The organism is Methylomonas paludis, assembly GCF_018734325.1.
GTDB classification, from domain to species: Bacteria; Pseudomonadota; Gammaproteobacteria; order Methylococcales; family Methylomonadaceae; genus Methylomonas; species Methylomonas paludis.
Genome location: NZ_CP073754.1, coordinates 181,018 through 206,220, shown reverse-complemented (window position 1 = coordinate 206,220; position 25,203 = coordinate 181,018). Strand labels below are relative to the sequence as shown.

Below are 25,203 nucleotides of genomic sequence, written 5' to 3'. Positions count from 1 at the left end.
ATTCCCGGATTCCGCTATCGCTGCATCCTGGCTACGCTGGACATTTTATATATCAGGCAATATCGGTGTCGATGGCTGGGGCTTGCTTGCTGTTTTGGGAAAACAGAAACCATTCATCAAGTAATTTGTGCAGTTCTTTGGTGCCGGTTTTTTTCAATGAGGAAAATAACTGCAAACTTATCACCACACTGACTTCGCTTAAATCACGCTGGACTTTCAACAAGGTATTTTTGGCCGCGCCAAAATTTAATTTGTCGGCCTTGGTGAGCAGAATATGCAAAGGTAATTTGGCGTGTTCACACCATCTGACCAGTTGCCAATCAAACTCGGTGAGCGGATGACGAACATCCATTACCAGTACGATGCCGCTCAAGGCTTTGCGTTCGTGCAGATATGTTTCCATCATGGCGTGCCAATCCCGCTTGACGGCTTCCGGCACTTTGGCATAACCGTAGCCCGGTAAATCCACCAGTTTACGTTTGGCATCCAGCTCAAAAAAGTTCAGTAACTGGGTGCGGCCCGGCGTTTTGCTGACCCGCGCCAGAGCAGTTTGCTGCACCAGCGTGTTAATGGCGCTAGACTTGCCGGCGTTGGAGCGGCCGGCAAAAGCAATCTCCATGCCCTGATCTGGTGGTGCGTCCTTGAGGCGGGGCGCACTGCAGATGAATTTGGCCTGGTGGTACACTGGATTCATCGCTATCTCGCTAAGTGAAAATAAATCGGTTAGAATCGGTCTATTATAGCGACTGATCGGCTTTATAGGCTTGGATTAGCGTGTTTAATACATTTTTGCAGTAAATCGGGCTGCGGAAGGAGGCCGTAGCGACGGGGAAGTAATGGTTTGACAGAGGTTCCCGTTGGACTTGGTTTAGTTGGAAATGGTTTGGCTGAGTACCTGACCATAGAAAAATCCCCTGCCCTTTTGCAAATAGGGAGAGCAGTTTATTGGCTTACGCCGGGAACTATCCGATAGATAAAAAATAAGTCACTAACTGTCTTAGCGACCGGTGACGTATAAAAAAATAATTATTCAGCCTAAATTTGGATGATCCTTTTTAAATAAGCATTCAGCTTCGAATGATGCGCTGCACTGCGTTTAGCGCATCCTACTACTGCCTGTTTTTTAAAGTGATACTTGGACGCTGAATAGTTACTAAAAACAATACTTACTGATTACATTGATTAATATTCCTCACAGGGGTCCATAATGATAAAAACACTGCTGACTGTCTCCATTTCTTTTGCGCTGCTGGCTGCACCCGGCATTGCCGGCGCTCAAGGTAATGCCGGCCCCGGTAAAGCCAAAGCCGCATCCTGTGCCGGCTGCCACGGCGAAGATGGTAATAGCCAAATGCCCGGTTTTCCAAAACTGGCCGGTCAACATAAAGCCTATCTGGTTAAACAATTACAAGCCTTTAAATCTGGCGCCCGGATATCGCCAATGATGGCGGCTTTGGCTGCCGGCCTGGACGATCAGGCGGTTGATGAAATTTCCGAATACTATGCAAACAGCAAAATCTCTGCTAATCCGCCACCTGTGTTGCCAGTCAGCGATGACGATGATGATGCGCCGGCCAAAACGGACGACCAGAAAAAAGCTGAATTGACCACGCTGATTGCTCAGGGTAGTGATTTATATCGCAACGGTAATCTGGCCACGGCTGTTTCTGCCTGTGTCGCCTGTCACGGCCCTTACGCTGAAGGTAATAAGCCGGCGGCATTCCCGGCTCTGCATTCTCAACATGCCGATTATCTGATTAAGACTCTTTCCGATTTCAAAACCGGTGTACGCAGCAAAAGCAAAGAAAACATGATGCACATGATTGCGGTAAAAATGAGTGATCAGGAAATCAAAGCGGTTGCTTACTACATTTCCACTTTAAAATAAATTTGATAATCAGGGAGCATTATCATGTTGAAAATTTTAGCCTTTTTGGGATATTGCCTTTTAGCTGCCGGCCAAGCACATGCTGATGCCGGCTATGAAACACTGAGCCCGGCTCAGCCTGTACAGAACCCGGACAAAATTGAAGTCATCGAGTTTTTTTGGTACGGCTGTCCGCATTGCTACCATTTTGAACCTGCGGTCAGTGAATGGTTAAAAACCAAACCGGCCAATGTGGAGTTTAAGCGTCAGCCTGCCATTTTTAGCGATTTGTGGGGCAAACATGCCAAAGCATTTTTTACTGCCGAATCTTTGGGTATTCTGGATAAAGTCCATGCCGATTTATTTGATGCTGTACAGAATAAAAAGCAAAAACTGGCTACCGAAGATGAGTTGGCGGCATTTTTTACTGCACATGGCGTGAAAGATGAAGACTTCCGGGCGGCTTACAATTCTTTTGCGGTTGACGCGAAAATGCGTCAGGCGGAAAGCCTGGGGCCGCGTTATGGTATTACCGGCGTACCGACTTTGATTATCAACGGCAAGTACCGGGTTACCGGGCCTTCAGCCAAATCTCAGGACAATATGCTGCCAGTTGCTAACGAGCTGATTAAACTGGAAAGTCAGGCCAAATAAGCTGTTGGCTGCTTTCAGCCTGGGTTGGTGTGACTAACCCAGGCGTTCCCGGCACTGCAATCAGTGGGCTAGACCTCTTCGGCCAGACGCCGGTAAATTCCACCAAAACTGCCGTTACTCATCAACAGCACATGGCTTTCTGTGCCGGCTGCTGCTTTTACCAAGCCTATTATGGCATCCAGATTATCGATGATCCGGATATTCTGGTTGTATTGTAATAAGCTGCTTAAATCCCAACCCAGGTTGTCTGGCTGGTAGATGATGGCGTCATCGGCTTCGGCCAGCGATTCGGCCAGTGATTGGGTATGCACACCCAGACGCATGGTGTTGGAACGCGGCTCGACGATGGCTATGATTCTGGCTGACCCCACTTGTTTGCGCAAGCCGTCCAGGGTGGTTTTAATGGCGGTGGGATGATGGGCAAAGTCGTCATAGACGGTTATGCCCTGACGTTTGACAATAACTTCCATCCGGCGTTTGACATTCTCAAAGTGGTGCAAAGCCTGGATGGCAGCGGCTGCCTGAATTCCGATATGTCTGGCAGCGGCTATGGCTGCCAGGGCGTTGTAGACATTATGCCGGCCATTGAGTGACCAGTGTAACTGGCCCTGGAACTGGCCCTGAAAGCTGACGCCGAATTGACTGCCGTCTGCTGCCGATAACTCGGCTTGCCAATCGGCGGTCTCACCGATTGCGGTAGTGACTACCGGGGTCCAGCAACCCTGGGCCAGCACATCGCTGATATGCGGATCAACCACTGGGGCTATGATCTGGCCTTCGCCCGGCACGGTACGCAGTAAATGATGAAATTGTTTTTTGATGGCATCCAGATTCTCGAAAATATCGGCGTGATCGTATTCAAGATTATTGAGAATCAAGGTGCGCGGCCGGTAATGCACGAATTTGGAGCGTTTATCAAAGAAAGCGCAATCGTATTCGTCGGCTTCGATAACAAAGAAATCCGACTCGCCCAGCCGGGCAGAGATACCAAAGTTCAACGGAATTCCGCCAATTAAAAAACCGGGCTTAAAGCCGTTATATTCCAGAATCCAGCTTAACATGCTGGTGGTAGTGGTTTTACCGTGCGTCCCTGCCACGGCCAATACCCAGCGATCCTGCAATACATGTTCCGCCAGCCATTGCGGGCCGGATACATAGTGCAGCCCACGATTTAACACAGCTTCCACTTCCGGATTACCGCGCGACAAGGCGTTGCCTATCACCACCAGATCCGGCTTAATATCCAGATTTTCGGCTTTATAGCCGTTCATTAGGCTAATTCCCTGTTCCTGCAATTGAGTACTCATGGGCGGATAGACATTCTGGTCCGAACCGCTGACGGTATAGCCTAATTCACGGGCAATTAGGGCCAGTCCACCCATAAAAGTACCGCAGATACCTAATATGTGAATGTGCAAAGGTTTAGACTGTTGACTCATGGTTTTGTGGGTTTGGCATGCATAAATTTTATTTTTTAGCCGACGGATTGCTGTATATTTCCAGCTATATCCAGTGTAGGGTTATTATACCGGACGTTGATCTTGCGTTTAGCGCTAACTTACGTTGAAATATCCAGTTTATCAGCCACATGACTCCGCCATGAGCGAAAAAAATAAAATTTTAGTCGAGGCTACGCCCTATTATATAGAGGCGCAATCCTCACCCGAACAAAATAGGTATGTATTTGCTTACACTATCACTATTACCAATGTGGGTGCTACACCAGCCAGACTGATGACCCGCCACTGGTTGATTACCGATGCTAACGGTAAGATTCAGGAGGTGAACGGCGAAGGGGTAGTGGGTGAGCATCCATATTTGCACCCCGGCGATTCATTTCGTTATACCAGTGCCGCCATGATAGAAACTCCGGTGGGCGTGATGCAGGGCAAATATCAAATGCTGTCTGATAACGGCGAAAGCTTTAAAGCGCCTATCCCCAAGTTTACCTTATCCATTCCGCGTATTTTGCACTGATGGCGATTTATGCGATTGGTGATATCCAGGGTTGTTACGCTGAGTTTCGCCGCCTATTAGACCAGATTAAATTTGATCCGGGGCATGACCAGCTCTGGCTGGCCGGTGATCTGGTCAATCGCGGCCCACATTCGCTGGAAACTCTGCGTTTTGTCAGAGGGCTGGGCGGCGCGGCTATTACGGTACTGGGCAATCATGATATGCATTTGTTGGCGACGGTGATTTTACAGGTTAAATCGTCCAAAAAAGATACTTTACAGCACATTTTAAAAGCCCCGGATTGTCAGGAATTGATTCACTGGCTGAGACAACAGCCACTGTTTTACTACAATGAGCAGTTCTGTATGTTGCATGCCGGTTTACCGCCGCAATGGGATTTTGCCCTGACCCGCAAACTGGCTCTGGAAACCGAACAAGCTATGCAGGGCGTAGATTATCTGGATTTTTTTAAAGCCATGTACGGAAATCAGCCCAATATCTGGCGGGATGACTTACCGAAAACTGAGCGTTTGCGCTTTGCCGTGAATTGTTTTACCCGTTTACGTTTTTGCACAGCTGCCGGAGAACTTGATTTTAGCAGTAAAGGCGCACCCGGCAGCCAACCGGCAGGATACCTGCCCTGGTTTGCGGTACCGGGCCGGCAAAGCCTGGATATGCGTATCATCTTTGGTCACTGGTCAACCTTGGGGTTTTATCAGGGCTTTAATTGTTATTCGATCGATACCGGCTGTCTGTGGGGCGGTCAGTTAACGGCATTGAAGCTGGCTGATGAACCGCAACGGATTAGTATTGATTGTCAGGCCAGCCAAAACCCGCTGGAATTTGATTAATTCACGCGGCAACAGGCCATCGCTATCGGGCTCCTTGGTCTGAGACTTTTGGGGAAATGCTTCATTGCTATCGTTGAGGAGGGCAGCGTTTCCAGATTAATTGGCTTTAGGGACAACGACGCTTTAATATTTGGTTCGAGCCGTGGAAAGTGTATTGGCTTCGATTCCCGGATTCCGCTGCGCTGCATCCGGGCTACTTGCTTGGCGCGAATGAGGGTGTTTTGTGGTCGGTGCAGATATTGACTTTGAACCTGTCTGGCTTTGGATTTTAAAATTAAGACGATGCCTTAATGCTTGGTTATAGCTGTGGCAAGTGTATTAGCTTCGATTCCCGGATTCCGCTGCGCTGCATCCAGGCTACTTGCTTGGCGCGAATGAGGGTGTTTTGTGGTCGGTGCGGATATTGACTTTGAACCTGTCTGGCTTTGGATTTTAAAATTAAGACGATGCCTTAATGCTTGGTTATAGCTGTGGCAAGTGTATTAGCTTCGATTCCTGGATTCCGCTGCGCTGCATCTAGGCTACTTGCTTGGCGCGAATGAGGGTGTTTTGTGGTCGGTGCGGATATTGACATTGAACCTGTCTCGCTTTGGATTTTAAAATTAAGACGATGCCCTAATGCTTGGTTCTAGCTGTGGCAAGTGTATTGGCTTCGATTCCCGGATTCCGCTGCGCTGCATCCGGGCTACTTGCTTGGCGCGAATGAGGGTGTTTTGTGGTCGGTGCGGATATTGACATTTAACCTGTCTGGCTTTGGATTTTAAAATTAAGACGATGCCTTAATGCTTGGTTCTAGCTATGGAAAGCGTATTAGCTTCGATTCCCGGATTCCGCTGCGCTGCATCCAGGCTACTTGCTTGGCGCGAAAAGAGGTGTTTGTGAGTCGGTGCGGATATTGACATTTAACCTGTCTGGCGTTGGATTTTAAAATTAAGACGATGCCTTAATGCTTGGTTCTAGCTGTGGCAAGTGTATTGGGCTTCGATTCCCCGGATTCCGCTGCGCTGCATCCGGGCTACGTGGTTGGCGCGAATGAGGGTGTGGTGAGGGTTTTGTTGAATTCTGCTGACTCTGCCTTGATCAAGGCTACGCTGCGATCTGGTTGGTTTAAGCTGAGGTATCAATTATTAACGCAAACATTGCTTTTTAAAAGGGGCTCTTGTACGCTGAATACAAATTTGTACGAGAGGGTTACTATGAATAATCAAGCCAAACTGCGCTGGGGTATCTTGGGCGCTGCGCGTATTAATGAGCGTATGCTGCCTGCCATAGTCGAAGCCAAAAATTCGGAACTGGTGGCGATTGCCAGCCGCCGGCCCGGCGCAGCTCAGGAAGTGCTGCAGAAATACGCGCCCGGCACGACCGGGGTCAGTTACTATGATGATCCTGATGCTTTGCTGAGTGATGAGCGTATCCAGGCGCTTTATGTGCCGATGGCCAATCAAGAACACGCTGAGTGGACTTTACACGCTATTGCCCAGGGCAAGCATGTGTTATGCGAAAAACCACTGGCCTTGACTGTGGCTGATGTCGATGCGATTGAATCGGCGGCCCGACGCTATAATGTTAAGGTTATGGAAGGTTTTATGTACCGTTTTCATCCGCAGCATCAGCGTGTTAAAGAGCTGATTGCTGCTGGTTTGATTGGCGAAATTCGCTCGGTACGCGCCAGCTTTTCTTTTATGATGCGTCCGGCCCGTCTGTATCGCCTGGCTGAGGATGTGTCACACGGCGGCGGGGCGATGTGGGACATCGGCTGTTACGCGATCCATTCGCTACGCCAATTTTTTTCCGGCCTGCCGGTGGCTGTCACGGCACAGGCCAGCTATGTGGAAAGTGGTGCGGATATAGCCAGCAGCGGTGTGCTGGATTTTGGCGACGGTAAATTTGCCCAATTTGATTTCAGTTTTGCCCGTGCCCGACGCTGCGAATATGAAATCGTTGGCACTCAGGGCGGCATTAAATGCCATATCGTCTGGCAATTACCCGGCGATGTGCCGATTATTTCCTGGTGGAATGAAGATGGCCGGCAAAGCGAGGAGCGCTTGCCTGCCGCTAATCATTTCCGGCTGGAAGTCGAACATTTTGCTGATTGCGTGTTAAACGATTCAGCACCTGGCCTGGCGCTAAGTGATGCCAGAGAAAACTGCCAAATTATCGTTGCCGCTATACAGGCAGCAGCCAGTGGTCAGCGCGTTGTGATTTAAACCCCTTGCCGCAGGCAGGGCGGATTCCCAGACTGGTAAATCCGCCTCTCATTCAGGCTATTGTGTCTGAGTTAAGCAAAGGCTTTTTTGAAAAACTCCGGCATGGCCAAACTGGCTTTGTGAATATCCCGGTTGTAATAAACGGTTTCAAAGCTTTTGTTGGCGGCATCCTGTTCTCTGAAAACCGATAAGTCGGTTTTACTGGCCATAGTGGCACTCCACCAGCCGGAAGGATACAGACATTGTGGGAAAAATACGGTTTGCTGATGGTTAAAACCGGCAGCCTGCATTTCGCCGCGCATTTCGGCCAGAATTTTCATGTGGAACAGGGCGGACTCGCTTTGCTGCACGACAATGCCGTTTTCGCTGAGACAGTTAAAACAATCACGGTAAAACTCGGCACAAAACAGGCCTTCTGCGGGGCCGACCGGATCGGTGCTGTCGACGATGATGATATCAACGCTATTCGGCGCGGCATCTTTTACCCATTTAATACCGTCAATAAATTTGAGTTCCGCTCGCGGATCGTGGTTTGATTCGCACAATTCCGGAAAATAAATTTCCGCTAATCGGGTTACCCGCTCGTCGATATCGATTTGCACGGCTTGTTCTACACTTGGATGTTTGAGTACTTCCTTCAGGGTACCGCAATCGCCGCCACCGATAATCCAGACTCTTTTCGGGTTGGGATGAGTAAATAAAACCGGGTGACTCATCATTTCGTGATAGAAAAAGTTATCACGGGTGGAAACCATGGTACAGCCATCGATCACCATCAGATTACCGAAATGTTCGGTCTCATATATTTCCAGAAACTGGAATTCTGATTGTTCTTCGTGGAGTTTACGCTTGATTTTGAGTGAGAATGCAGAGCCATCGGAACTGACTGCTTCACTAAACCATTGATCGTCTAGCATGATGTTGTCCTAAAAAAGTCATATAAGCTAGGCTATTATACTTTAGAATTTAGGCTTCTTTATGACGGGCTTGGGAGCATGGGTGGAAGCACAGCAATGGTCGATTGAACAATCAAAGCAACTTTATGCTATTCAGCAATGGGGCGATGGTTATTTTTCTATCAATAATCAAGGCAATGTTTGCATTAAACCGCAATCAGGCAATGCCACTGAAATTGATTTATTTGAGATTGCTCAGGCTTTACAGGACAGAGGTTTACAGTTTCCGGTACTGGTGCGCTTTACTGATATCTTGGGAGACCGGATTCGCAGACTGCAACAGGCTTTTACCGATGCCTGCCGTCAACATGCCTATCAGGGGCTTTATACCCCGGTCTACCCTATCAAAGTCAATCAACAGGGCAATGTGGTGGAAAGCATTGTTTGTGCGGACGGCATCGGCCTGGAGGCCGGTAGTAAGCCGGAGCTTTTGGCCATTCTGGGCTTGGCAAAACCAGGTGGTGTGATTGTTTGCAACGGCTATAAGGATCGTTTTTATATTCGCATGGCGCTGATGGGCCAGTTGCTGGGCTTGCGGGTGTTTATTGTGATTGAAAAGCCTTCCGAGCTGGAAATCATTATTGAGGAAGCCGCTAAACTTGGCGTACAGCCGCAATTGGGTGTGAGGGTACGCTTATCCACCATCAGTTCCGGTAAATGGCAGAATAGTGGCGGTGAGAAATCCAAATTCGGCTTGCATGCCTGTGAAATCCTGCAATTGCTGGCCCGGCTGCGGGAAGTTAATTTGCTGGATTGTTTACAGTTGATGCATTTTCACATGGGGTCGCAGATTGCCAATATCCACGATATAAAACTGGCCCTTAAGGAAGCCGGTCAATTTTATGTGCAACTGCATGAACTGGGTGCCAAAATTTCCACGGTGGATGCCGGCGGCGGCCTGGGTGTGGATTATGATGGCAGCGGTTCACGGCGGGAATGTTCCATCAACTATAGTCTGGCAGAATATGCCGAGAATATCGTGCGCAGTTTTGCCGAAACCTGTCAGGCGTTTGAGTTACCGCATCCTCATATTATTACTGAATCTGGCCGAGCCATTACTGCTCATCATGCGGTGATGATTACCAATGTGACTGAGGTTGAATGCCTGCAGGGTGAACCGGCTAATAGTGAATTGGCTTTACTGAATGTAGCGGAAACTTATCATAATGCCCAATTTGCTATTTCTGAAGCCCGCGCTGAGTTTGTACAGGGCGATTTGACATTAACTGAACTGGCTGCAGCTGAACAACACTATATCGGCATTTGCCGGCATATCCAGGGCAATCTGAATCTGGATAATCATCAACATCGGGAGATTGCTCTGGAACTGGAGGAAAAATTGGCGGATAAGGTGTTTTGCAATTTTTCGCTGTTTCAATCCATGCCGGATATCTGGGGTATAGATCAGATTTTCCCTATCATGCCGATCCATAAACTGGATCAGCAACCCACCATTCGGGCGGTGTTGCAAGACTTGACCTGTGATTCGGATGGCCGTATCGACCAGTATGTTGATCAGCAGAATATCAGCAATACTTTGGCTTTGCACCACATTGATTTGCAACAACCCTATTTATTAGGTTTTTTTATGCTGGGCGCTTATCAGGAAATTTTGGGCGATATGCATAATCTGTTTGGTGATACGCATTCCATTAATATCGAACTTAGCCCTGACGGTTATCGGTTTGGCGATTTTATGTTGGGTGAAAATGTCAGTGAGTTACTGGATTATGTGCATATTGATACTGAAACTCTAAAAACCGCTTATCAACACAAACTGGACGATAGCGCATTAACCCCGCAACAAAAGCTGTTATTTCAACAAGAACTGCTAACCGGCTTAAATGCCTATACTTATCTTGAGAAGTGAGTAGCGCAGAAAACTAGACAAGATTTCAGGTGCTGATATGATGAGAGTCGGCTTTATCGGTTTGGGAGCCATGGGACGCGGAATGGCGCATAATTTAGCCCGGCAGGGTTATCTGCATGGGGTATACAATCGCAGCCCGGGCAAAACCACCGAGTTTAACGTGAATGTTTATGCCAGTCCGCAGGCCTTGGCGGCTGACACGGAGATAATTTTTATTTGCGTTTCAGCGGACCGGGACGTTCTGGAGGTGGTGTCTGCCTTGGCTTTATCCATTAAGCCTGGTACGGTGGTGATTGATACCTCGACTATCAGCAGTGTGACAGCTAGGCAAGCGGCAGCCATTTTAAGTGAAAAACAGGCCTGTTTTCTTGATGCGCCTGTATCGGGCGGTGTGGAAGGGGCAAATAAAGGTACTCTGGCAATGATGGTTGGCGGGGATGCAATGGCTTTGGCCCAAGTAAAACCCTGGCTGGAAGTGATTGCAGCAAGAATAGAACATATGGGCGATAGCGGTGCCGGACAAGCTTGCAAGGCGGTTAATCAAATTATGGCAGCCGGTATCAATCAGGCAGTTTGCGAAGCCCTGGCCTTTGCGGTTGGGCAGCATCTGGATTTAGAAAAAGTTATTGATATCATTTCTGGAGGTGCCGCCGGCAACTGGTTTCTACAACATCGCGGCAAAACCATGATCCAAGGTATTTTTAAGCCTGGCTTCAAATTGGCTTTACATCATAAAGATCTGTTGATTTGCCGCGAGATGGCTCAACAATCCGCTATTGATTGCCGGTTAACTGAAGCAACGCTGACCGATTACGCAAATTTGATGGCAAAAGGTTTCGGCGACGAAGACATTTCGGCGCTGTTTCGTTTGAAACAAAAATTCAATAACTCACAAGGAGATTTGTAGATGAAAATAACTGTATTTGGCAGTGGTTATGTTGGTTTGGTCACCGGCGCATGTTTAGCAGATGTCGGCAATCAGGTTATGTGCATGGACGTTGACCAACGTAAAATTGACCAGCTGAAACAAGGTATTATTCCGATTTATGAGCCTGGCCTGGAAGAAATGGTCAAGGACAATCAAGCTGCCGGACGCTTACATTTCACCACTGATGCCAAAGAAGCCATTGACTTTGGCTTGTTTCAATTTGTTGCGGTTGGCACTCCACCTGACGAAGACGGCTCTGCGGATCTTAAATATGTGCTGGCTGTTGCCAAAAGCATTGCTGAGCACATGACCGAATATAAGGTCATTATCGATAAATCTACGGTTCCGGTGGGTACTGCCGATAAAGTGAGAAATACGGTTTTAGAGGTATTAGGCAAACGTGGCGAGCAACTGGAATTTGATGTGGTTTCCAACCCTGAGTTCTTGAAAGAAGGTTCTGCGCTTGACGATTTTATGAAACCTGACCGGATTATTGTCGGTACCGATAATCCTAGAACGGCTGAATTATTGAAAGAACTTTATGCGCCCTTCAATCGCAGCCGTGACCGTTTAATCGCCATGGACATTCGTTCCGCCGAATTGACTAAATACGCGGCGAACGCCATGCTGGCGACTAAAATCAGCTTCATGAACGAATTGGCAAATCTGGCTGAACGCCTGGGTGCGGACATTGAAAATGTCCGCCATGGCATCGGTTCCGACAGTCGTATCGGCTATAGCTTCATCTATCCCGGTTGCGGCTACGGCGGCTCTTGCTTCCCTAAAGACGTAAAAGCTCTGGAAAGAACTGCGCGGGATTATGGCTACAATGCCGAGTTGCTGAGCGCTGTTGAAAATGTGAATGATAGACAAAAACTACGTTTATTCGAGAAAATTACCGCGCATTATTCAGGCAGCTTACAAGGCAAAGTGTTTGCGCTGTGGGGCTTGGCGTTCAAACCCAATACCGATGATATGCGTGAAGCGCCTAGTAGAGTGGTAATCGACGCTTTAATCGCTGCCGGCGCCAAAGTACAGGCTTATGACCCTGAAGCGCTGCACGAAGCCAAGCGGATTTATGGTGACCAGCCGGCGGGCCTTGAGTATGTTGATAATCAGGACGATACCCTAAAAGCGGCAGATGCTTTAATTATCGTGACTGAATGGAAGCAATTCCGCAGCCCGAACTTCGAACAATTGAGTCTGCTGTTAAAAGACAAAGTGATTTTCGATGGCCGGAATATGTATGACCCTAAACACGTAAGACAAAATGGCTTGGAATACTACGCCATTGGCCGTCCCTAAGCAGGCTTTGGCCTGGGTTGGCTAAATCGCTACAAGAGATACAGGTCAAGCTTTGTTGAGGACTGTTAAAGCTATTAAGTTGCAAGACGTTGTATTACAGTCGATTTGAGATAAAGATGGCAGCATCTTTATCTCAATTTTAAAAACAACTTGCTATTCCGCTATTTTGATGACATAATGTTTAGATCAATCGCGGGGTGGAGCAGCTTGGTAGCTCGTCGGGCTCATAACCCGAAGGTCGTAGGTTCAAATCCTGCCCCCGCTACCAGACAAAATTAAAGGCTTAGGTTTAATGACCTAGGCCTTTTTTGTTGCCTATTGGTTTTGCGTGGGCTGTTGTTTTACTTACACGGCAATAGGTTAATTTTGGCTCAAGCGCAGGACAGGACATTGTTGAATCGCTCTGACCCTGCTTTTATAAAGACTACGCTGCGATGTCTTAGGTTATAGCAGTCCCGCGCAGGGTGTTTTCGCGATGGTTGAACATCAAACGCCCGCGCGGTTTTGGTGGTTGGCCTGGCCGAAGCCGCCTTGCATGCTTAGCTCATTTCCCCATCCCAAGCTTTAGCCACCTTTCAGGCTATAATTACTAACACTGGCCACACTTTGCTCCCTGCTCTGTTGCGATGAAAATGCATTCCTTAATCCTGATCTGCTTAACGCTATTATCAGCCTGTGCATCTACACCACCCAAGCATATAGAGGATGTTTGCCAAATTTTTCGTGAGAAGGATGACTGGTATGGCTATACCCTCAGCGCGGCACGGCGCTGGGGGGCGCCGATTGCGGTGCAGATGGCGATTATTTATCAGGAATCCCGGTTCGTGGCCGATGCGCAGCCGCCCCGACCGCTGATTTTGGGGTTTATTCCCTGGTTTCGCTCCAGCAGTGCTTATGGTTATCCGCAGGCTAAGAATGAGGCTTGGGCGGAGTATCAGAAAGCCAGCGGCAATAGTTGGGCTGACCGGGAAGATTTTGGCGACAGTTGTGATTTTGTGGCTTGGTATTGCAGTATCAGCCATCAGAGATTGGGTTTGGCGCTGAACGATACCAAAAACTTGTATTTAAGTTATCACGAAGGCCATAAGGGGTTTCAAAACAGCAGTTACCGGCCTAAGCAATGGCTGTTGAACACTGCACAAAAAACTCAACAGCGTGCGGTGATGTATGACGGACAATTGTCTGGCTGTCGTCAGGAATTGGAAGCGGAAAACTGATAAACTGATAGGGTAGCTATGCGGTTTGCTTGGCATGGAGTCCAACGCAACGAAGTTTGATGTGCATTAAGTTTGGGCATAGACGCTGGGTTTATGGCTTATCTTGATAGGCATAAACACGAATAGTTACTTTTAGTTTATTCAACTCAAGGAGTCACTGTGAAAAACACTCAACAGCGTGTTATCGCTACTTTAATTGCTTTTTTAATAGGATTTGCGATGTTCTCTATGGCCAATGCCACCACACCGGAAGAAAACCAGGCCGCCGGCACTGCCTTTCTGGCCGAAAATGCGAAAAAACCCGGCGTGATCACTACTGCCAGCGGTTTGCAATATCAAGTGCTGACCGAAGGCACTGGCGCAACCCCTAAAGCAACTGATACCGTGACGGTGCATTATGAAGGCACCACTATCGACGGCAAAGTCTTTGACAGCTCATATAAACGCGGCGCACCGGCTTCGTTTCCATTAAACCGGGTTATTCCGGGCTGGACCGAAGGTTTGCAGCTGATTAAAGAAGGCGGTAAATCCAGATTGTTTATTCCGGCTAATCTGGCTTATGGCGCACGCCAAGCCGGCCCGGATATTGGCCCTAACTCAACTTTGATTTTTGATGTGGAATTGATCAAAGCTAAATAAGTTGGGCGCTTGAACTCCATCCTTTTATAACTGAAGGGATGGAGTAACATTTTATTGCTCTGCCACTCTAGTGGTTGACCATCATTACTTTGACGGCTAGCTTGATTGGCTGCCGGGTTGTCCTGGCAGCCAATGGGTAAAGTTCATCCGTCAATATAACATTGGTGTACCACTAGTCTTGCGACCAAGATCAAAATGGCATCGCTGCCTGGTAATGGGTTACAATGGTAGAATGAATTCTGATGGCGGTTACACTGGCTTATTTTAACGATTTCAGTGAATTAGCCTTTATCAACCATGAGTTTTTCGAATTTCGGCAGAGCAGATGATCTTTTGCGCAAACCAGTTTTTTCACAAATGTGTGATATTTCTATCGTATAGTTGAACTGCGTTGCGTTAATGGTGTCTGTTTACAACCGACAAAACACCCCTTCTCTTTCCTAACCCGCACATACAGCATGCCTGAAAATATTTCCAATAACGCCTTAATTCTTGCCCTACTCTCCTTGAACGGCGAAATTGCCATTCAAAAAGATTATCTGGAATCCGACGAAATCCCGGAAGGTGATATCACTGACGAGGAAGAGGTTCTGGACGATCTTGAACAAGCTTTCATGGAGTTTGTGGATGTTTACAAAGCCCGCGCCAAAGCCGATAAATCTCTGCCTGAACTGGACGAGTTGTTGGCCGGAGATGCCTGAACTTGATGTGGACTGTTTACGGCATCAAGAATTGCGACAGCGTTAAAAAAGCTCGGCTCTGGCTGGAAAGCCGGCAGATTCCTTATCGCTTCCACGATTATCGGGTGGACGGCCTGGATCGTGCTGTGCTGCAGGATTTTATCGACCGGTTGGGGGTGGATGCGGTATTAAATCAGCGCAGCACTAGCTGGCGGGAACTCAGTGCCGAGCAAAAATCCGATTTAAACCAGGCAAAAGCGCTGGAGCTGATGCTGGACATGCCTACTCTAATCAAGCGCCCCATACTGGATACTGGTAATCAGCTGATTGCCGGGTTTTCTGCCGATCTTTATGCCGTTTTATCATGAGTGATACCTTAAGTCTTTTAGAAAACCTGATCCGCCGTGCTTCGGTAACCCCGGAAGACGCCGGCTGTCAGGATTTACTGGCTGCGCGTTTGACCAAGCTGGATTTTCGGGCCGAGCAACTGAATTTTGCCGATACCCAAAATATTTGGTTGCGCCGTGGCCAGCAGGCGCCGCTGTTTGTGTTTTTGGGTCATACCGATGTGGTGCCGACTGGGCCTGTAGCGGCCTGGCAATCGCCGCCTTTTGAGCCGCATATCCGCGATAACCGTTTGTATGGACGGGGGGCTGCGGATATGAAAGGCAGTATTGCCGCGTTTGTGACTGCTGTGGAACGCTTTTTGGTGCGTTATCCGGCCCATCAAGGTTCGATTGCGGTGCTGCTGACCAGTGATGAGGAAGGCATAGCCACGCATGGTGTGGTAAAAGTGGTGGAAGTGCTGGAACAGCGCCAGGAAAAAATAGATTGGTGCCTGGTCGGCGAACCGTCCAGTACTGAAAAAATCGGTGATGTGATACGAGTGGGCCGGCGCGGTTCTTTGTGCGCCAAACTGACGGTGCAAGGCATTCAAGGTCATGTGGCTTATCCGGAGTTGGCAGAAAATCCCATACACCGGTTTGCCCCGGCTTTAACTGAGTTGTGTCAGGAGGTTTGGGATCAGGGCAATGCGTTTTTTCCAGCCAGTAGTTTGCAGGTTTCCAATATCACTGCCGGTACCGGTGCGGAAAATATTATTCCCGGCCAATTGGAGGCTCAGTTTAATCTGCGCTTCAGCACTGAACTGAATGAGGCTTTGATTAAGAGCCGCACCCAGGCGATTCTGGACAAATACGGATTTAAATATAATCTGGAATGGCGTCTGTCTGGACAGCCGTTTTTGACTGCGCCGGGAGAGTTAACTTCGGCAGCTCACGCCGCGATTCAATCGGTGTGTGGCTATGAAACACTGGATGATACCGGTGGCGGTACTTCTGATGGCCGGTTTATTGCCCCAACCGGCGCCCAAGTGATTGAGCTTGGGCCTTTGAATGCCAGTATTCATAAGGTGAATGAGCATATTGGTCTGGATGAGCTGGAAACGTTGAGCCGGATTTACGAACAGTTGCTGATTAATTTACTGGTGCGGGCTTGAGCGCCTGCAGTATATGAAATATTTTTATCCTGAGATTAGCCCTTTCCATGAATTTTTTCTGGAAGCGGGTGACATTCACCGGGTTTATGTGGAGCAGTCCGGCAATCCAGCGGGAATTCCGGTGGTTTTTCTGCATGGCGGCCCGTGTTCCGGCACCAAGCCTGATCATCGCCGGTTTTTTGATCCGGAACGCTATCATATTATTCTGCTGGATCAGCGGGGTTGCGGCAAATCCCAGCCCTTTGGCGAATTGCGCGAGAATTCCACTCAGGACTTGCTGGCTGATCTGGAATTGATCAGGGCGGGTTTGGGCATTCGCCAATGGCTGCTGTTTGGCGGCTCCTGGGGCGGGACTTTGGCCTTATTATATGCCCAACAATTCCCGGAACGGGTATTGGGCATGATTTTGCGCGGCGTGTTTCTGGCCCGGCGTGCTGATATGGACTGGTTTCTCGGACATGGGGTTAATCATATTTATCCGCAGCAATGGCAAGCTTTGCTGGACAGCCTGCCCCAGGATAATTCAGGCAATTTTGCCCAGCTGATTTGTGATTGTGTGTTTGGCAACGATATTGAACTGGCCAAACAGGTTGCCAAACAATGGCTGAACTGGGGGGCTAAAGTGGCTCTGGGCAATGATTTTCAGCCTGATGCAACCGAACTTAGCGATCAAGACTTGTTGCAGGCGCGTATGGAACTACATTACGCCAAACATGATTATTTTATGGCTGAAAATCAGATTCTGGCGGGTTGCCAATCTTTGCCGGCAATTCCCTGTATCATCATTCATGGTCAAAACGATTTGACTTGTCCATTGCAGAGCGGCTGGTTGTTGCAGCAGGCTTTGCCGCTGGCGCGTTTGCAGATTCTGGCCAATGCCGGGCACATTGCCCGTGGCGAGGAAATGATCTCTGCCCTGGTGGCGGCAACCGATGAAATGGCTAACCTGGTATAGGGCTTTGTATGGCAGATAAGAAACGCTTGGTGGTTGCCATGACCGGGGCAACCGGTGCGATTTACGGGGTGCGCTTGCTGGAGATTTTACGCGCGCAGCCGGATTGGGAGTCGCATCTGGTGATTTCGGCGGCAGGTCTGGTGAATCTGAAGTACGAGCTGGCTATGGATAGGCGCACATTGTATGCGCTGGCGGATGTCACTCATGGCATTGATGATATTGCCGCTTCTATTGCCAGCGGTTCTTTTAAGACTGAAGGCATTGTCATTGCACCGTGTTCGATGAAAACGCTGGCGGCAGTGGCACATGGTTTTGGCGATAATCTGATTTCGCGAGCAGCGGATGTGGCCTTGAAAGAACGCCGGAAAACCGTGCTGATCCCCAGAGAAACTCCGTTGAATCTGGCCCATATTCGCAATATGGCCGCTGTGACTGAGATGGGCGGTATTATTTATCCACCGATGCCGGCGTTTTATAACAAATCCGATTCTTTAACGGCCATGGTAAATGAGGGGGTGGGACGGATTTTGGATATGTTTGGCCTGGAAGTGGCTGGGTTGTATAAGCCTTGGAATGGCTTGTAAGCCATTACGATCCGAATTCAAGCTCATCCTTGTTGAATTTTATACTTCCGCACCAAAGCAGTTGTGATAATCCAGACAAACCTCGCAGCTGGGGGCGCGGCACACGTATAGGCCTTCGGCTTCGCAAAGCTGTTTATAGAGAAATTTTTTCCATTTCATATCCTTGCTGTTTCTGACAGTCAGTTCCGGAAAATGCCGGGCCAACATGGCGGTTAAGTCCTGTCGACTCCATAAGCCCATATCTTGCCAGAGATGATCACTACCTAAACTGGCGGTCACTATAATACTGATCAGCCATTGGTTATATTCGGCTTCTGGATTGGCGTAACGGCTTAGTAGTTGTTCCAGATCCTGCTTTTCCAGCATGCGGCTAAAATCTGAAACCTGTCCAGACAAGGCGGTAACGGGTAAACAGTAGCCTGAAAAGCATTGTTGCAGCAGTTGCCGAAACTGCTCTGGCTGTAAACCCAGATAATCCGGGAGTACTCCTGCTCCGACCAGCCAACTGGAAATCATTTGGGCCAGCCAGACCTTGCTAGAGGACTGGCCGGCGCAAGCCATTAACTCTTCGTAGTGCTGCTGCCGTGATTTTTTTAAACATGAGACTTGCTGAGGCTCTTGGTTTTGGATCATCGGTTGGCAGCTCATAGATTTTGTCCGGCTATTTGTGGCAGGTTTTTTTAATACTCTACACGAATGTCTTCATCTCTGACGATCATCTGACAAGCCAGTCGCCATTCGCAGGGTAAGTCATCAACTATCATGGCTTCCAGTTCTGCGGCAGTGACTTTGCCGGCTTGCTTGAGTATAGTTTTTTCTTTTTCGGTTAACGGGCCGCCCATGCGCTGATTTTTTTTATCTATGCTGGACACTTTGATCAGGCAGGTTCCGCAATCGCCATCTTCACATTCAAACTGAATGGGAATTTTGTTTTCCCGAGCCAGTTTCAGCAAAGTTTGGGTATGGCTACCGGCTACTGCATAAACAGTTTTGTCCCGGTATTCCGGATTGGTAAATGTTACTAATGCCATAGTCTTATCCCCCCTTAAACAGGTTTAACGGCAATGGTGCCGCTAAGTAGCTGGGCCTGACAGGCTAAGCGGTTATGCTTGCCGGCCATGTTTTCGCGCAGTACTTTATCTTCCAGTACCGATGGTTCGCTGAGGTTGTTCCAGCCTTCGGTCACTTTCATGATACAGGTTCCGCAATCACCTTCCCGACAGCCATAGGTGATGCCGGATCCGACTTTTTCGGATACTTCTATCACTCTGGTGCCGGCAGGCACTGTCACTGTTACGTTGATATCTTCGAATGTAATGGTCGCTTTGGCCATTGTAAAACTCCTTATGGTATTGAAATATAATCTCGGCCACCTCTAATCTGAGGATCAGCCGGTTTGGAATCGTGATGATTCCAGATTTTCATTGCCTGACGGCAATGAGGACACCGATTTGTCCTTAAATCGGCTAGTCTGCACTTTTTGGGTACGGACTAAATACACAGTTCGACGTTAGCGGTTTGCCATTTTTTACAGGTGTTGCGGTTCAATCTTTTGCATTATTTGCTGACAATGGTTTGGACATCATCAAGCTGAATATGACCTGCCGGAATAATGCCGATTAATTTAACCGGCAAATCCGCATAACGGCGAACCTAGTCTGGTGTACAAGCTATTGACTGATCACCGTATTGTTATTCTGTTTAAGCCAGGCTGTTTGCTTAAGGCAGGTCGGCCATGTCTACCGATCTTGCTGCCCGCAACCCCATTAACTCCTGGGCCAGTTCCAAGCCGAAGGCCTGACATTCCACTATTTCATCGTCGGTGGGAATTAATTTCACCCTTAGTCCTGGAATGGGCACACGTAGCTTCAAGCCGCGCAAACGATCTTCCACCAACCTGACTCCTTCACCAGTCCAGCCATATGAGCCGAATACCCCGCCCAATTTGTTTTTCAGGTTTACCACGGTGAGCGAAGATAATAAATCCCAGATCGGCTTAACGGCATCGCCGTTGATGGTGGGGGTGCCGAGGATCATGCCGTCGGCTTCTTCAATCAAGTCCACAAACGGACTGACTTCCCCTCCTTCCAGATCGTAAAGTGATACCCGCACATCCTCTATCTGAATGGCCCCTTGGTAAATGGCCTCGGCCATGCGTTTGGTGTTGCCGTATGAGCTGATATAAAAAATCAGCAAGGTTTTTTGATTAAGGCTGAGCTCGCTATGCAATGCCGGGGTGGATAATTGCCGATAACGCTGAATATAGTGCTGAGGACGATCACGTAACACCGGTCCGTGACTGGGAGCGATCAGTTGCAGCGCTAAGGGTTCTATCAATTCCAGGGCGCGTAATACGTATTCCTTGAAGGGACGCATGATGTGCGCGTAGTAATATTCGAAGGAAAATCGAAAATCACCGACCTGATCATTGAACAGGCGGTTATCACAGAAATGGCAGCCGAATACGTCGCCGGAAAACAGTACCGCTTCTTCGGGTGAATAAGTGCATTGGGTATCCGGCCAGTGTAAATACGGGGTGTGCAGAAACTGCAGGGTTCGGTCACCCAAGGAAACCGAATCACCGGTGAGTACCGGACGAAAACTCAATTCTTCTTTTTTCAACAGCCCTTTGAGCATGGACTGGGCTTTTTGGGAAATAAACAATTGGGCTTGTGGGGCGCGTTTGATCAACTCCGGCAAGGCGCCGGTATGGTCGGGTTCCAGATGGTTGAGGACGATAACCTTGATTTCGGCATAGTCGGCTACACTTTCCAGCCGGGCGAAAAAGTCAGCGGCAAAACCTTCTTTCACTGTATCAATGATGGCCACACCATCACTGCCGCGCAGGATGTAAGCGTTGTAGCTGGTACCATTAGCCGTTTTCAGGATAATGTCAAAAGTACGTAAATTAGGATCCAGCGCGCCTATCCAGTGTACCCGTTCGGATATCCTTATCGCTTGGGGCCGGCCGTGTTCATCTTCCAGTTGCAGCGGCTTCATGACCGGTAAGCCTGTTGATGCGTTTGGTTTTTCGGACAGGTTTCCAGATCTGCCGCCACCGTGTTTGTAGATAAGCCCAGCCAGGCTTCAATGGTTTGGGTATCAAAGCCGGCACAACGCCGGCCTGCCGCCTCCAGCAAAGGCCGCCGGATCAGAATAGGGCAATCAGCCATCAGGGCCAAAGCCTGCTCTGCATTAAGATCCAGCGGATTGATTTCGCCATTTTTGACAGCCGGCGCACTACGATTAAACCAATCGGCTACCGGCATGTCGCCAAAAAAGGCCCGCAGTTCATCCAGCCGCTGCGCCCACGCCTGTTTTAACAAGTCGTGGACGATCAGCACATGCCCGGCCTTAATCAACAACTGCTTTTGTCGGGTGTTGTTGATGCAGCCCGGCTTTTCGTAGAAGTTTACTGTGGCCATAAGCGTCAATGTGCTTGCAGCTCAGCCATCGCTTCGGCCATTCTTTCCGGTGGTATACCTGTTAGTGAGCCGGGTGGATTCAAGGGTACGCCCAGGGCATCCAGGATCGCGCCTTCAATGGGACAAATGCTGGCACATTGCGGTTCGGCAAAGTCATCTTCGCATTCGGTACATTTTCGGGCGTTAATCTTGAAATGCGGCTTGGCTTCATAAATGGCTTTGCTGGGACAAACCGGCTCACAGGCAAAACAATTCACACAACTTTCTATGATTTTTAGAGCCATGTTCAGCCTCCTTTAAGCGCTGGCGCGTTGTGCTTCGTCTACGGGTTCCAGTTTACCGGCGGCGGCCATTTCCTTATAGACGGCAATAACAGCCTCTTCTATAGGTTCCATGGCGTGCTCACCGTTAGGCATGATGCCGGCTTGTTCCAGCATATCCCAAGGCTCGTAGCCTACTTTGGAACACAACACTGCTTCACAACCTTCCAGACTGCGGATGGTACGTTGCAGTGCGGTTTCCGCTTCACCACAGGTGCTGTCACCGCCGCAATACTGGTCGGTTTTGCGATGGCTGATAAAACGCACACCTTCTGGCGAGGCTTCGTAGATCAAAAACTCTTTGGCGTGACCAAAATGCATATTGATCAGGCCCTGGCCGCTGGTCGCCACGGCCATCAATACTGGTCGGGTTTGCAGTTTTTCTTCGGCCGCAAATTTTTGGGCTGCTTCAGTTTTGGCGGCACGTTTGCTGTTCATTTCTTCGGCGATGGCTTCGTGGATAACTTTGCGTTTTTCCATGGCGGCCTGATAGTCGATTTCCATGTCTTCGATTTTGTCGAGAGTGAATTCGTCACCGCGATCTTCGCCGAGCAAACCTACGGCATCGGCACGGCATTGACGGCAATGGCGCATCATATTCATATCGCCGGAGCATTCGTCCTGTAAATCTTGCAGTTCCTGGGCATTAGGACCACGCTGTCCCATAACGCCGTAAAATGTACCGTGTTCCGCTTCGGCAATCAGCGGCATGACGTTATGCAGAAACGCGCCTTTTGATTTGACGATGCGGCTGACTTCGGCCAGATGTTTATCGTTGACGCCGGGGATCATCACCGAGTTGACTTTAACCAGGATGCCTTTGGCAACCAGCATTTCCAGGCCTTTTTGTTGTTGCTCAATCAGAATTTTGGCAGCTTTTTTGCCTTTGATACGGCGATTTTCCCAGAATATCCACGGATAGATCTTGGCACCTATCTCTGGATCCACACAGTTTATGGTGATGGTGACGTGATCGATATTGTGTTTGGACAATTCTTCTACGGCATCGGGCAGGGCCAGTCCATTGGTGGAAACACACAGTTTGATATCAGGGGCTTCTTCGCTGAGTCTGCGGAATGTTTCGAAGGTACGCTCGGGATTAGCCAGTGGATCGCCGGGACCGGCAATACCTAATACTGTCATTTGCGGAATATTGGCGGCAACGGCTTTGGTTTTCTTAACGGCCTGATCGGGGGTAAGTAATTCGGAAACCACACCGGGACGTGATTCGTTGGCGCAATCATATTTACGATTACAATAATGGCATTGAATATTACAGGCCGGTGCGACGGCAACATGCATGCGCGCAAAGTAATGATGCGCATCTTCCGAATAACAGGGGTGATTTTGAACTTTTTCGCGAATTTCGTCTGTTAAATGATCCAATTGATCATCTGTGGATCCGCATGAGCTGGCTGAGCAGCCGCCTGATGCGGCAGGTTTTTCGTTTAGGACTGGCAATTCCATGAAACTCTCCTGAATTGGGTGGTTGTTAACAGAGATAGCACAGGCCGTGCCAGTTATTTTGATTATTTATATTACTGATAAATATATGATTTTTATTTTTAACGCCGGTATTTGTCGGAATTGACACATGTTTGTGTTTGTAAGTCCACACACAATCGCTTCTGGTTTGGGGTGTTTGTCACAAATCGAAAGCGCCGCTCAACGCCGAACAGTTGGGACTTAGCCAAGAAATCCTCTGAATCTGCTACTGATGGCTTAAAATAGACCTGGAGGTGATTATGAAACTGAAAATTCAAACCAAAATTTTAAATCCGAAACTGGGCACTGATTTTCCGCTACCGGCGTTTGCCACTGATGGCTCGGCAGGCATGGATTTGCGGGCTTGTCTGGATGCTCCGGTAACCGTGGCGGTGGGTGAAACGGTCATGATACCGACCGGGCTGGCAATTTATATTGCCGATCCGGGCATTATGGCGGTGTTGGCACCGCGGAGCGGCTTATCCCTGAAACATGGTATCGGCTTAAAAAACTTTGTCGGCATTGTTGATTCCGATTATCAGAATGAAATCGGCATTGCTGTGTGGAATCATGGCGCAGCCAGCTATACCATTCAGCCGGGTGAACGTATTTGTCAGATGTTGTTTGTACCGGTATTGCAACCCAGTCTGGAAATTGTCAGCGAATTTAATGCCGAATCCAGCCGCGGTCTGGGTGGCTGGGGACATTCTGGCCAGCATTGATGTGCCGGTTAGCCGTTTATATTTCAATTTTTAATAGTTGTGCATGATGATAAAAGAACAAAAAGCCCATGAAATTGCCCGTGTTTTGACGGAAGCCTTGCCTTATATTCAAAAATTTAAAGGCAAAACCGTTGTCATCAAATTTGGCGGTAATGCCATGATAGATGATGCCTTAAAAAACAGTTTTGCTCGCGATATTGTGTTAATGAAACTGGTAGGCATTAATCCGATTGTGGTGCATGGCGGGGGGCCGCAAATTGGCAATTTGCTGAGCCGCTTGGGTAAAACTTCTGAGTTTATCGACGGCATGCGCGTCACCGACAGCGAAACTATGGATGTGGTGGAAATGGTGCTGGGTGGTTTGGTTAACAAGGAGATTGTTAATCTGATAAATGTCAACGGCGGTAAGGCTGTGGGCCTGACCGGCAAGGACGGCAATTTTATTCACGCCCGCAAGATCAATATGACCAAAGCCGGTTCTTCACTGGATGAGGCGCCGGAAATCATTGATCTGGGTCATGTCGGCGAAGTCAGCAGCATAGACCCTGCCGTGGTGGAAATGCTGGGCAACAGCGATTTTATCCCGGTGATTGCGCCAATTGGCGTGGGTAAGGACGGTTATTCCTATAATATTAATGCTGATCTGGTGGCCGGTAAGGTAGCTGAGGTATTAAAAGCCGAGAAATTGATTTTGCTGACCAATATCCCCGGTATTTTGGATAAACAGGGTAATTTGTTGACCGGCTTGACCTTAACCGATATTGATAAGCTGATTGCCGACGGTACTATCTCCGGCGGCATGATACCGAAAACCCGTTGCGGAACCGATGCCTTAAAAGGCGGCGTGACCAGTGTGCATATTATTGATGGCCGGGTTAATCATGCGGTATTGCTGGAGTTGTTTACCGATAGCGGGGTGGGAACCTTGTTGTTACGGCGCTGAGGCCGGAATGGCCCGGCTGCCGGGTACTGCTTTATGGACTGTGAGACAGTCAATTGATAACAATCTAATGTGCGCTGACATACCGACAAGCCATTAATTTCTGGGTATCGTTATGTCAGGGCGAAAATATTCCTAAGTTTA

The 25,203-nt window shown here is 48.7% G+C and carries 27 protein-coding genes and 1 tRNA gene; 18 read left to right on the top strand and 10 right to left on the bottom strand.

The annotated features are described in order from the left end of the window. Positions 1-52: 52 nt before the first annotated feature. Entirely contained in the window at positions 53-694 is a 642-nt protein-coding gene (yihA, locus tag KEF85_RS00985) for a ribosome biogenesis GTP-binding protein YihA/YsxC (protein ID WP_215582708.1), read from the bottom strand. Between the two features lie 513 nt (positions 695-1,207). On the opposite strand from yihA, the gene KEF85_RS00980 reads away from it, so the two are divergent. Continuing rightward, positions 1,208-1,888 (top strand): c-type cytochrome, encoded by a 681-nt coding sequence (locus KEF85_RS00980; protein ID WP_215582706.1) that lies wholly within the window; start codon positions 1,208-1,210, stop codon positions 1,886-1,888. A 24-nt stretch (positions 1,889-1,912) separates the two neighbouring features. After that, positions 1,913-2,521, top strand: a complete 609-nt coding sequence (locus tag KEF85_RS00975) for a thiol:disulfide interchange protein DsbA/DsbL (protein WP_215582704.1) — start codon at positions 1,913-1,915, stop codon at positions 2,519-2,521. A gap of 68 nt (positions 2,522-2,589) precedes the next feature. On the opposite strand, the gene mpl is transcribed toward KEF85_RS00975, so the two are convergent. Continuing rightward, complete coding sequence (gene mpl / locus KEF85_RS00970) at positions 2,590-3,939, bottom strand: UDP-N-acetylmuramate:L-alanyl-gamma-D-glutamyl-meso-diaminopimelate ligase (protein WP_215584929.1); 1,350 nt, start codon at positions 3,937-3,939, stop codon at positions 2,590-2,592. Positions 3,940-4,120: 181 nt separating this feature from the next. Between mpl and apaG the strand changes: the two genes are divergently transcribed. The 3 genes from apaG (at position 4,121) to KEF85_RS00955 (ending at position 7,535) form a co-directional block, all read left to right on the top strand. Further along, a complete protein-coding gene (apaG, locus tag KEF85_RS00965; protein WP_215582701.1) occupies positions 4,121-4,498 on the top strand; it encodes a Co2+/Mg2+ efflux protein ApaG in 378 nt (125 codons plus the stop codon). Beyond that, positions 4,498-5,328, top strand: a complete 831-nt coding sequence (locus KEF85_RS00960) for a symmetrical bis(5'-nucleosyl)-tetraphosphatase (protein WP_215582699.1) — start codon at positions 4,498-4,500, stop codon at positions 5,326-5,328. Before apaG ends, KEF85_RS00960 begins: the two co-directional genes overlap by 1 nt. Positions 5,329-6,524: 1,196 nt before the next feature. Next, positions 6,525-7,535, top strand: coding sequence for a Gfo/Idh/MocA family protein (locus KEF85_RS00955; RefSeq protein WP_215582697.1), 1,011 nt, complete (start codon positions 6,525-6,527; stop codon positions 7,533-7,535). A 71-nt stretch (positions 7,536-7,606) separates the two neighbouring features. On the opposite strand, the gene speE is transcribed toward KEF85_RS00955, so the two are convergent. After that, on the bottom strand, positions 7,607-8,452 hold the full coding sequence (gene speE / locus KEF85_RS00950; RefSeq protein WP_215582696.1) for a polyamine aminopropyltransferase: 846 nt from the start codon (positions 8,450-8,452) through the stop codon (positions 7,607-7,609). 61 nt (positions 8,453-8,513) lie between these two features. Between speE and speA the strand changes: the two genes are divergently transcribed. The 11 genes from speA (at position 8,514) to KEF85_RS00895 (ending at position 18,167) form a co-directional block, all read left to right on the top strand. Next, on the top strand, positions 8,514-10,361 hold the full coding sequence (gene speA / locus KEF85_RS00945) for a biosynthetic arginine decarboxylase (RefSeq protein WP_215582695.1): 1,848 nt from the start codon (positions 8,514-8,516) through the stop codon (positions 10,359-10,361). A 40-nt stretch (positions 10,362-10,401) separates the two neighbouring features. After that, the gene (locus KEF85_RS00940) at positions 10,402-11,268 is read left to right on the top strand and encodes an NAD(P)-dependent oxidoreductase (protein WP_215584927.1); all 867 of its coding nucleotides are present in this window, start codon (positions 10,402-10,404) and stop codon (positions 11,266-11,268) included. Further along, positions 11,269-12,594 carry a UDP-glucose dehydrogenase family protein gene (locus tag KEF85_RS00935; RefSeq protein WP_215582689.1) on the top strand — a complete coding sequence of 442 codons (1,326 nt, stop codon included), beginning with the start codon at positions 11,269-11,271 and terminating at the stop codon, positions 12,592-12,594. A gap of 191 nt (positions 12,595-12,785) precedes the next feature. Then, a tRNA-Met gene (locus tag KEF85_RS00930) sits at positions 12,786-12,862 on the top strand. Between the two features lie 364 nt (positions 12,863-13,226). Then, positions 13,227-13,811: a transglycosylase SLT domain-containing protein gene (locus tag KEF85_RS00925; protein WP_281413664.1), complete on the top strand. Its 585-nt coding sequence runs from the start codon at positions 13,227-13,229 to the stop codon at positions 13,809-13,811. A gap of 219 nt (positions 13,812-14,030) precedes the next feature. Then, a complete protein-coding gene (gene bamJ, locus KEF85_RS00920) occupies positions 14,031-14,450 on the top strand; it encodes a BamJ family beta-barrel-assembly machinery protein (protein WP_246535086.1) in 420 nt (139 codons plus the stop codon). Positions 14,451-14,908: 458 nt separating this feature from the next. Then, complete coding sequence (locus tag KEF85_RS00915) at positions 14,909-15,151, top strand: hypothetical protein (protein WP_215582683.1); 243 nt, start codon at positions 14,909-14,911, stop codon at positions 15,149-15,151. 5 nt (positions 15,152-15,156) lie between these two features. Beyond that, on the top strand, positions 15,157-15,498 hold the full coding sequence (locus KEF85_RS00910) for an ArsC family reductase (RefSeq protein ID WP_215584925.1): 342 nt from the start codon (positions 15,157-15,159) through the stop codon (positions 15,496-15,498). Continuing rightward, complete coding sequence (gene dapE / locus KEF85_RS00905) at positions 15,495-16,628, top strand: succinyl-diaminopimelate desuccinylase (protein WP_215582681.1); 1,134 nt, start codon at positions 15,495-15,497, stop codon at positions 16,626-16,628. Before KEF85_RS00910 ends, dapE begins: the two co-directional genes overlap by 4 nt. A gap of 13 nt (positions 16,629-16,641) precedes the next feature. Continuing rightward, positions 16,642-17,583 carry a prolyl aminopeptidase gene (gene pip, locus KEF85_RS00900; RefSeq protein ID WP_215582679.1) on the top strand — a complete coding sequence of 314 codons (942 nt, stop codon included), beginning with the start codon at positions 16,642-16,644 and terminating at the stop codon, positions 17,581-17,583. 8 nt (positions 17,584-17,591) lie between these two features. Next, positions 17,592-18,167, top strand: coding sequence for a UbiX family flavin prenyltransferase (locus tag KEF85_RS00895; RefSeq protein WP_215582676.1), 576 nt, complete (start codon positions 17,592-17,594; stop codon positions 18,165-18,167). A 39-nt stretch (positions 18,168-18,206) separates the two neighbouring features. Here KEF85_RS00895 and KEF85_RS00890 read toward each other — a convergent pair whose 3' ends face one another. From KEF85_RS00890 to nifB, 7 genes are all read right to left on the bottom strand, one after another. Continuing rightward, on the bottom strand, positions 18,207-18,800 hold the full coding sequence (locus KEF85_RS00890; RefSeq protein WP_246535004.1) for a nitrogen fixation protein NifQ: 594 nt from the start codon (positions 18,798-18,800) through the stop codon (positions 18,207-18,209). 47 nt (positions 18,801-18,847) lie between these two features. Further along, on the bottom strand, positions 18,848-19,198 hold the full coding sequence (locus KEF85_RS00885; RefSeq protein ID WP_215582672.1) for a 2Fe-2S iron-sulfur cluster-binding protein: 351 nt from the start codon (positions 19,196-19,198) through the stop codon (positions 18,848-18,850). A gap of 14 nt (positions 19,199-19,212) precedes the next feature. After that, the gene (locus KEF85_RS00880; RefSeq protein WP_215582671.1) at positions 19,213-19,500 is read right to left on the bottom strand and encodes a 2Fe-2S iron-sulfur cluster-binding protein; all 288 of its coding nucleotides are present in this window, start codon (positions 19,498-19,500) and stop codon (positions 19,213-19,215) included. A gap of 386 nt (positions 19,501-19,886) precedes the next feature. Beyond that, a complete protein-coding gene (locus KEF85_RS00875; protein ID WP_215582664.1) occupies positions 19,887-21,167 on the bottom strand; it encodes an FprA family A-type flavoprotein in 1,281 nt (426 codons plus the stop codon). Beyond that, positions 21,164-21,592: an ArsC/Spx/MgsR family protein gene (locus KEF85_RS00870; RefSeq protein WP_215582663.1), complete on the bottom strand. Its 429-nt coding sequence runs from the start codon at positions 21,590-21,592 to the stop codon at positions 21,164-21,166. The genes KEF85_RS00875 and KEF85_RS00870 overlap by 4 nt, the downstream gene beginning before the upstream one ends. 5 nt (positions 21,593-21,597) lie before the next feature. Further along, positions 21,598-21,876 (bottom strand): 4Fe-4S dicluster domain-containing protein, encoded by a 279-nt coding sequence (locus tag KEF85_RS00865; RefSeq protein WP_215582662.1) that lies wholly within the window; start codon positions 21,874-21,876, stop codon positions 21,598-21,600. 12 nt (positions 21,877-21,888) lie between these two features. Then, positions 21,889-23,379 carry a nitrogenase cofactor biosynthesis protein NifB gene (gene nifB / locus KEF85_RS00860; RefSeq protein WP_215582661.1) on the bottom strand — a complete coding sequence of 497 codons (1,491 nt, stop codon included), beginning with the start codon at positions 23,377-23,379 and terminating at the stop codon, positions 21,889-21,891. Positions 23,380-23,657: 278 nt separating this feature from the next. Here nifB and dut point away from each other — a divergent pair, with 278 nt between their 5' ends. Continuing rightward, the gene (gene dut, locus KEF85_RS00855; protein WP_215582658.1) at positions 23,658-24,119 is read left to right on the top strand and encodes a dUTP diphosphatase; all 462 of its coding nucleotides are present in this window, start codon (positions 23,658-23,660) and stop codon (positions 24,117-24,119) included. 46 nt (positions 24,120-24,165) lie between these two features. Continuing rightward, on the top strand, positions 24,166-25,062 hold the full coding sequence (gene argB / locus KEF85_RS00850) for an acetylglutamate kinase (RefSeq protein ID WP_215584923.1): 897 nt from the start codon (positions 24,166-24,168) through the stop codon (positions 25,060-25,062). Positions 25,063-25,203: the final 141 nt, after the last annotated feature.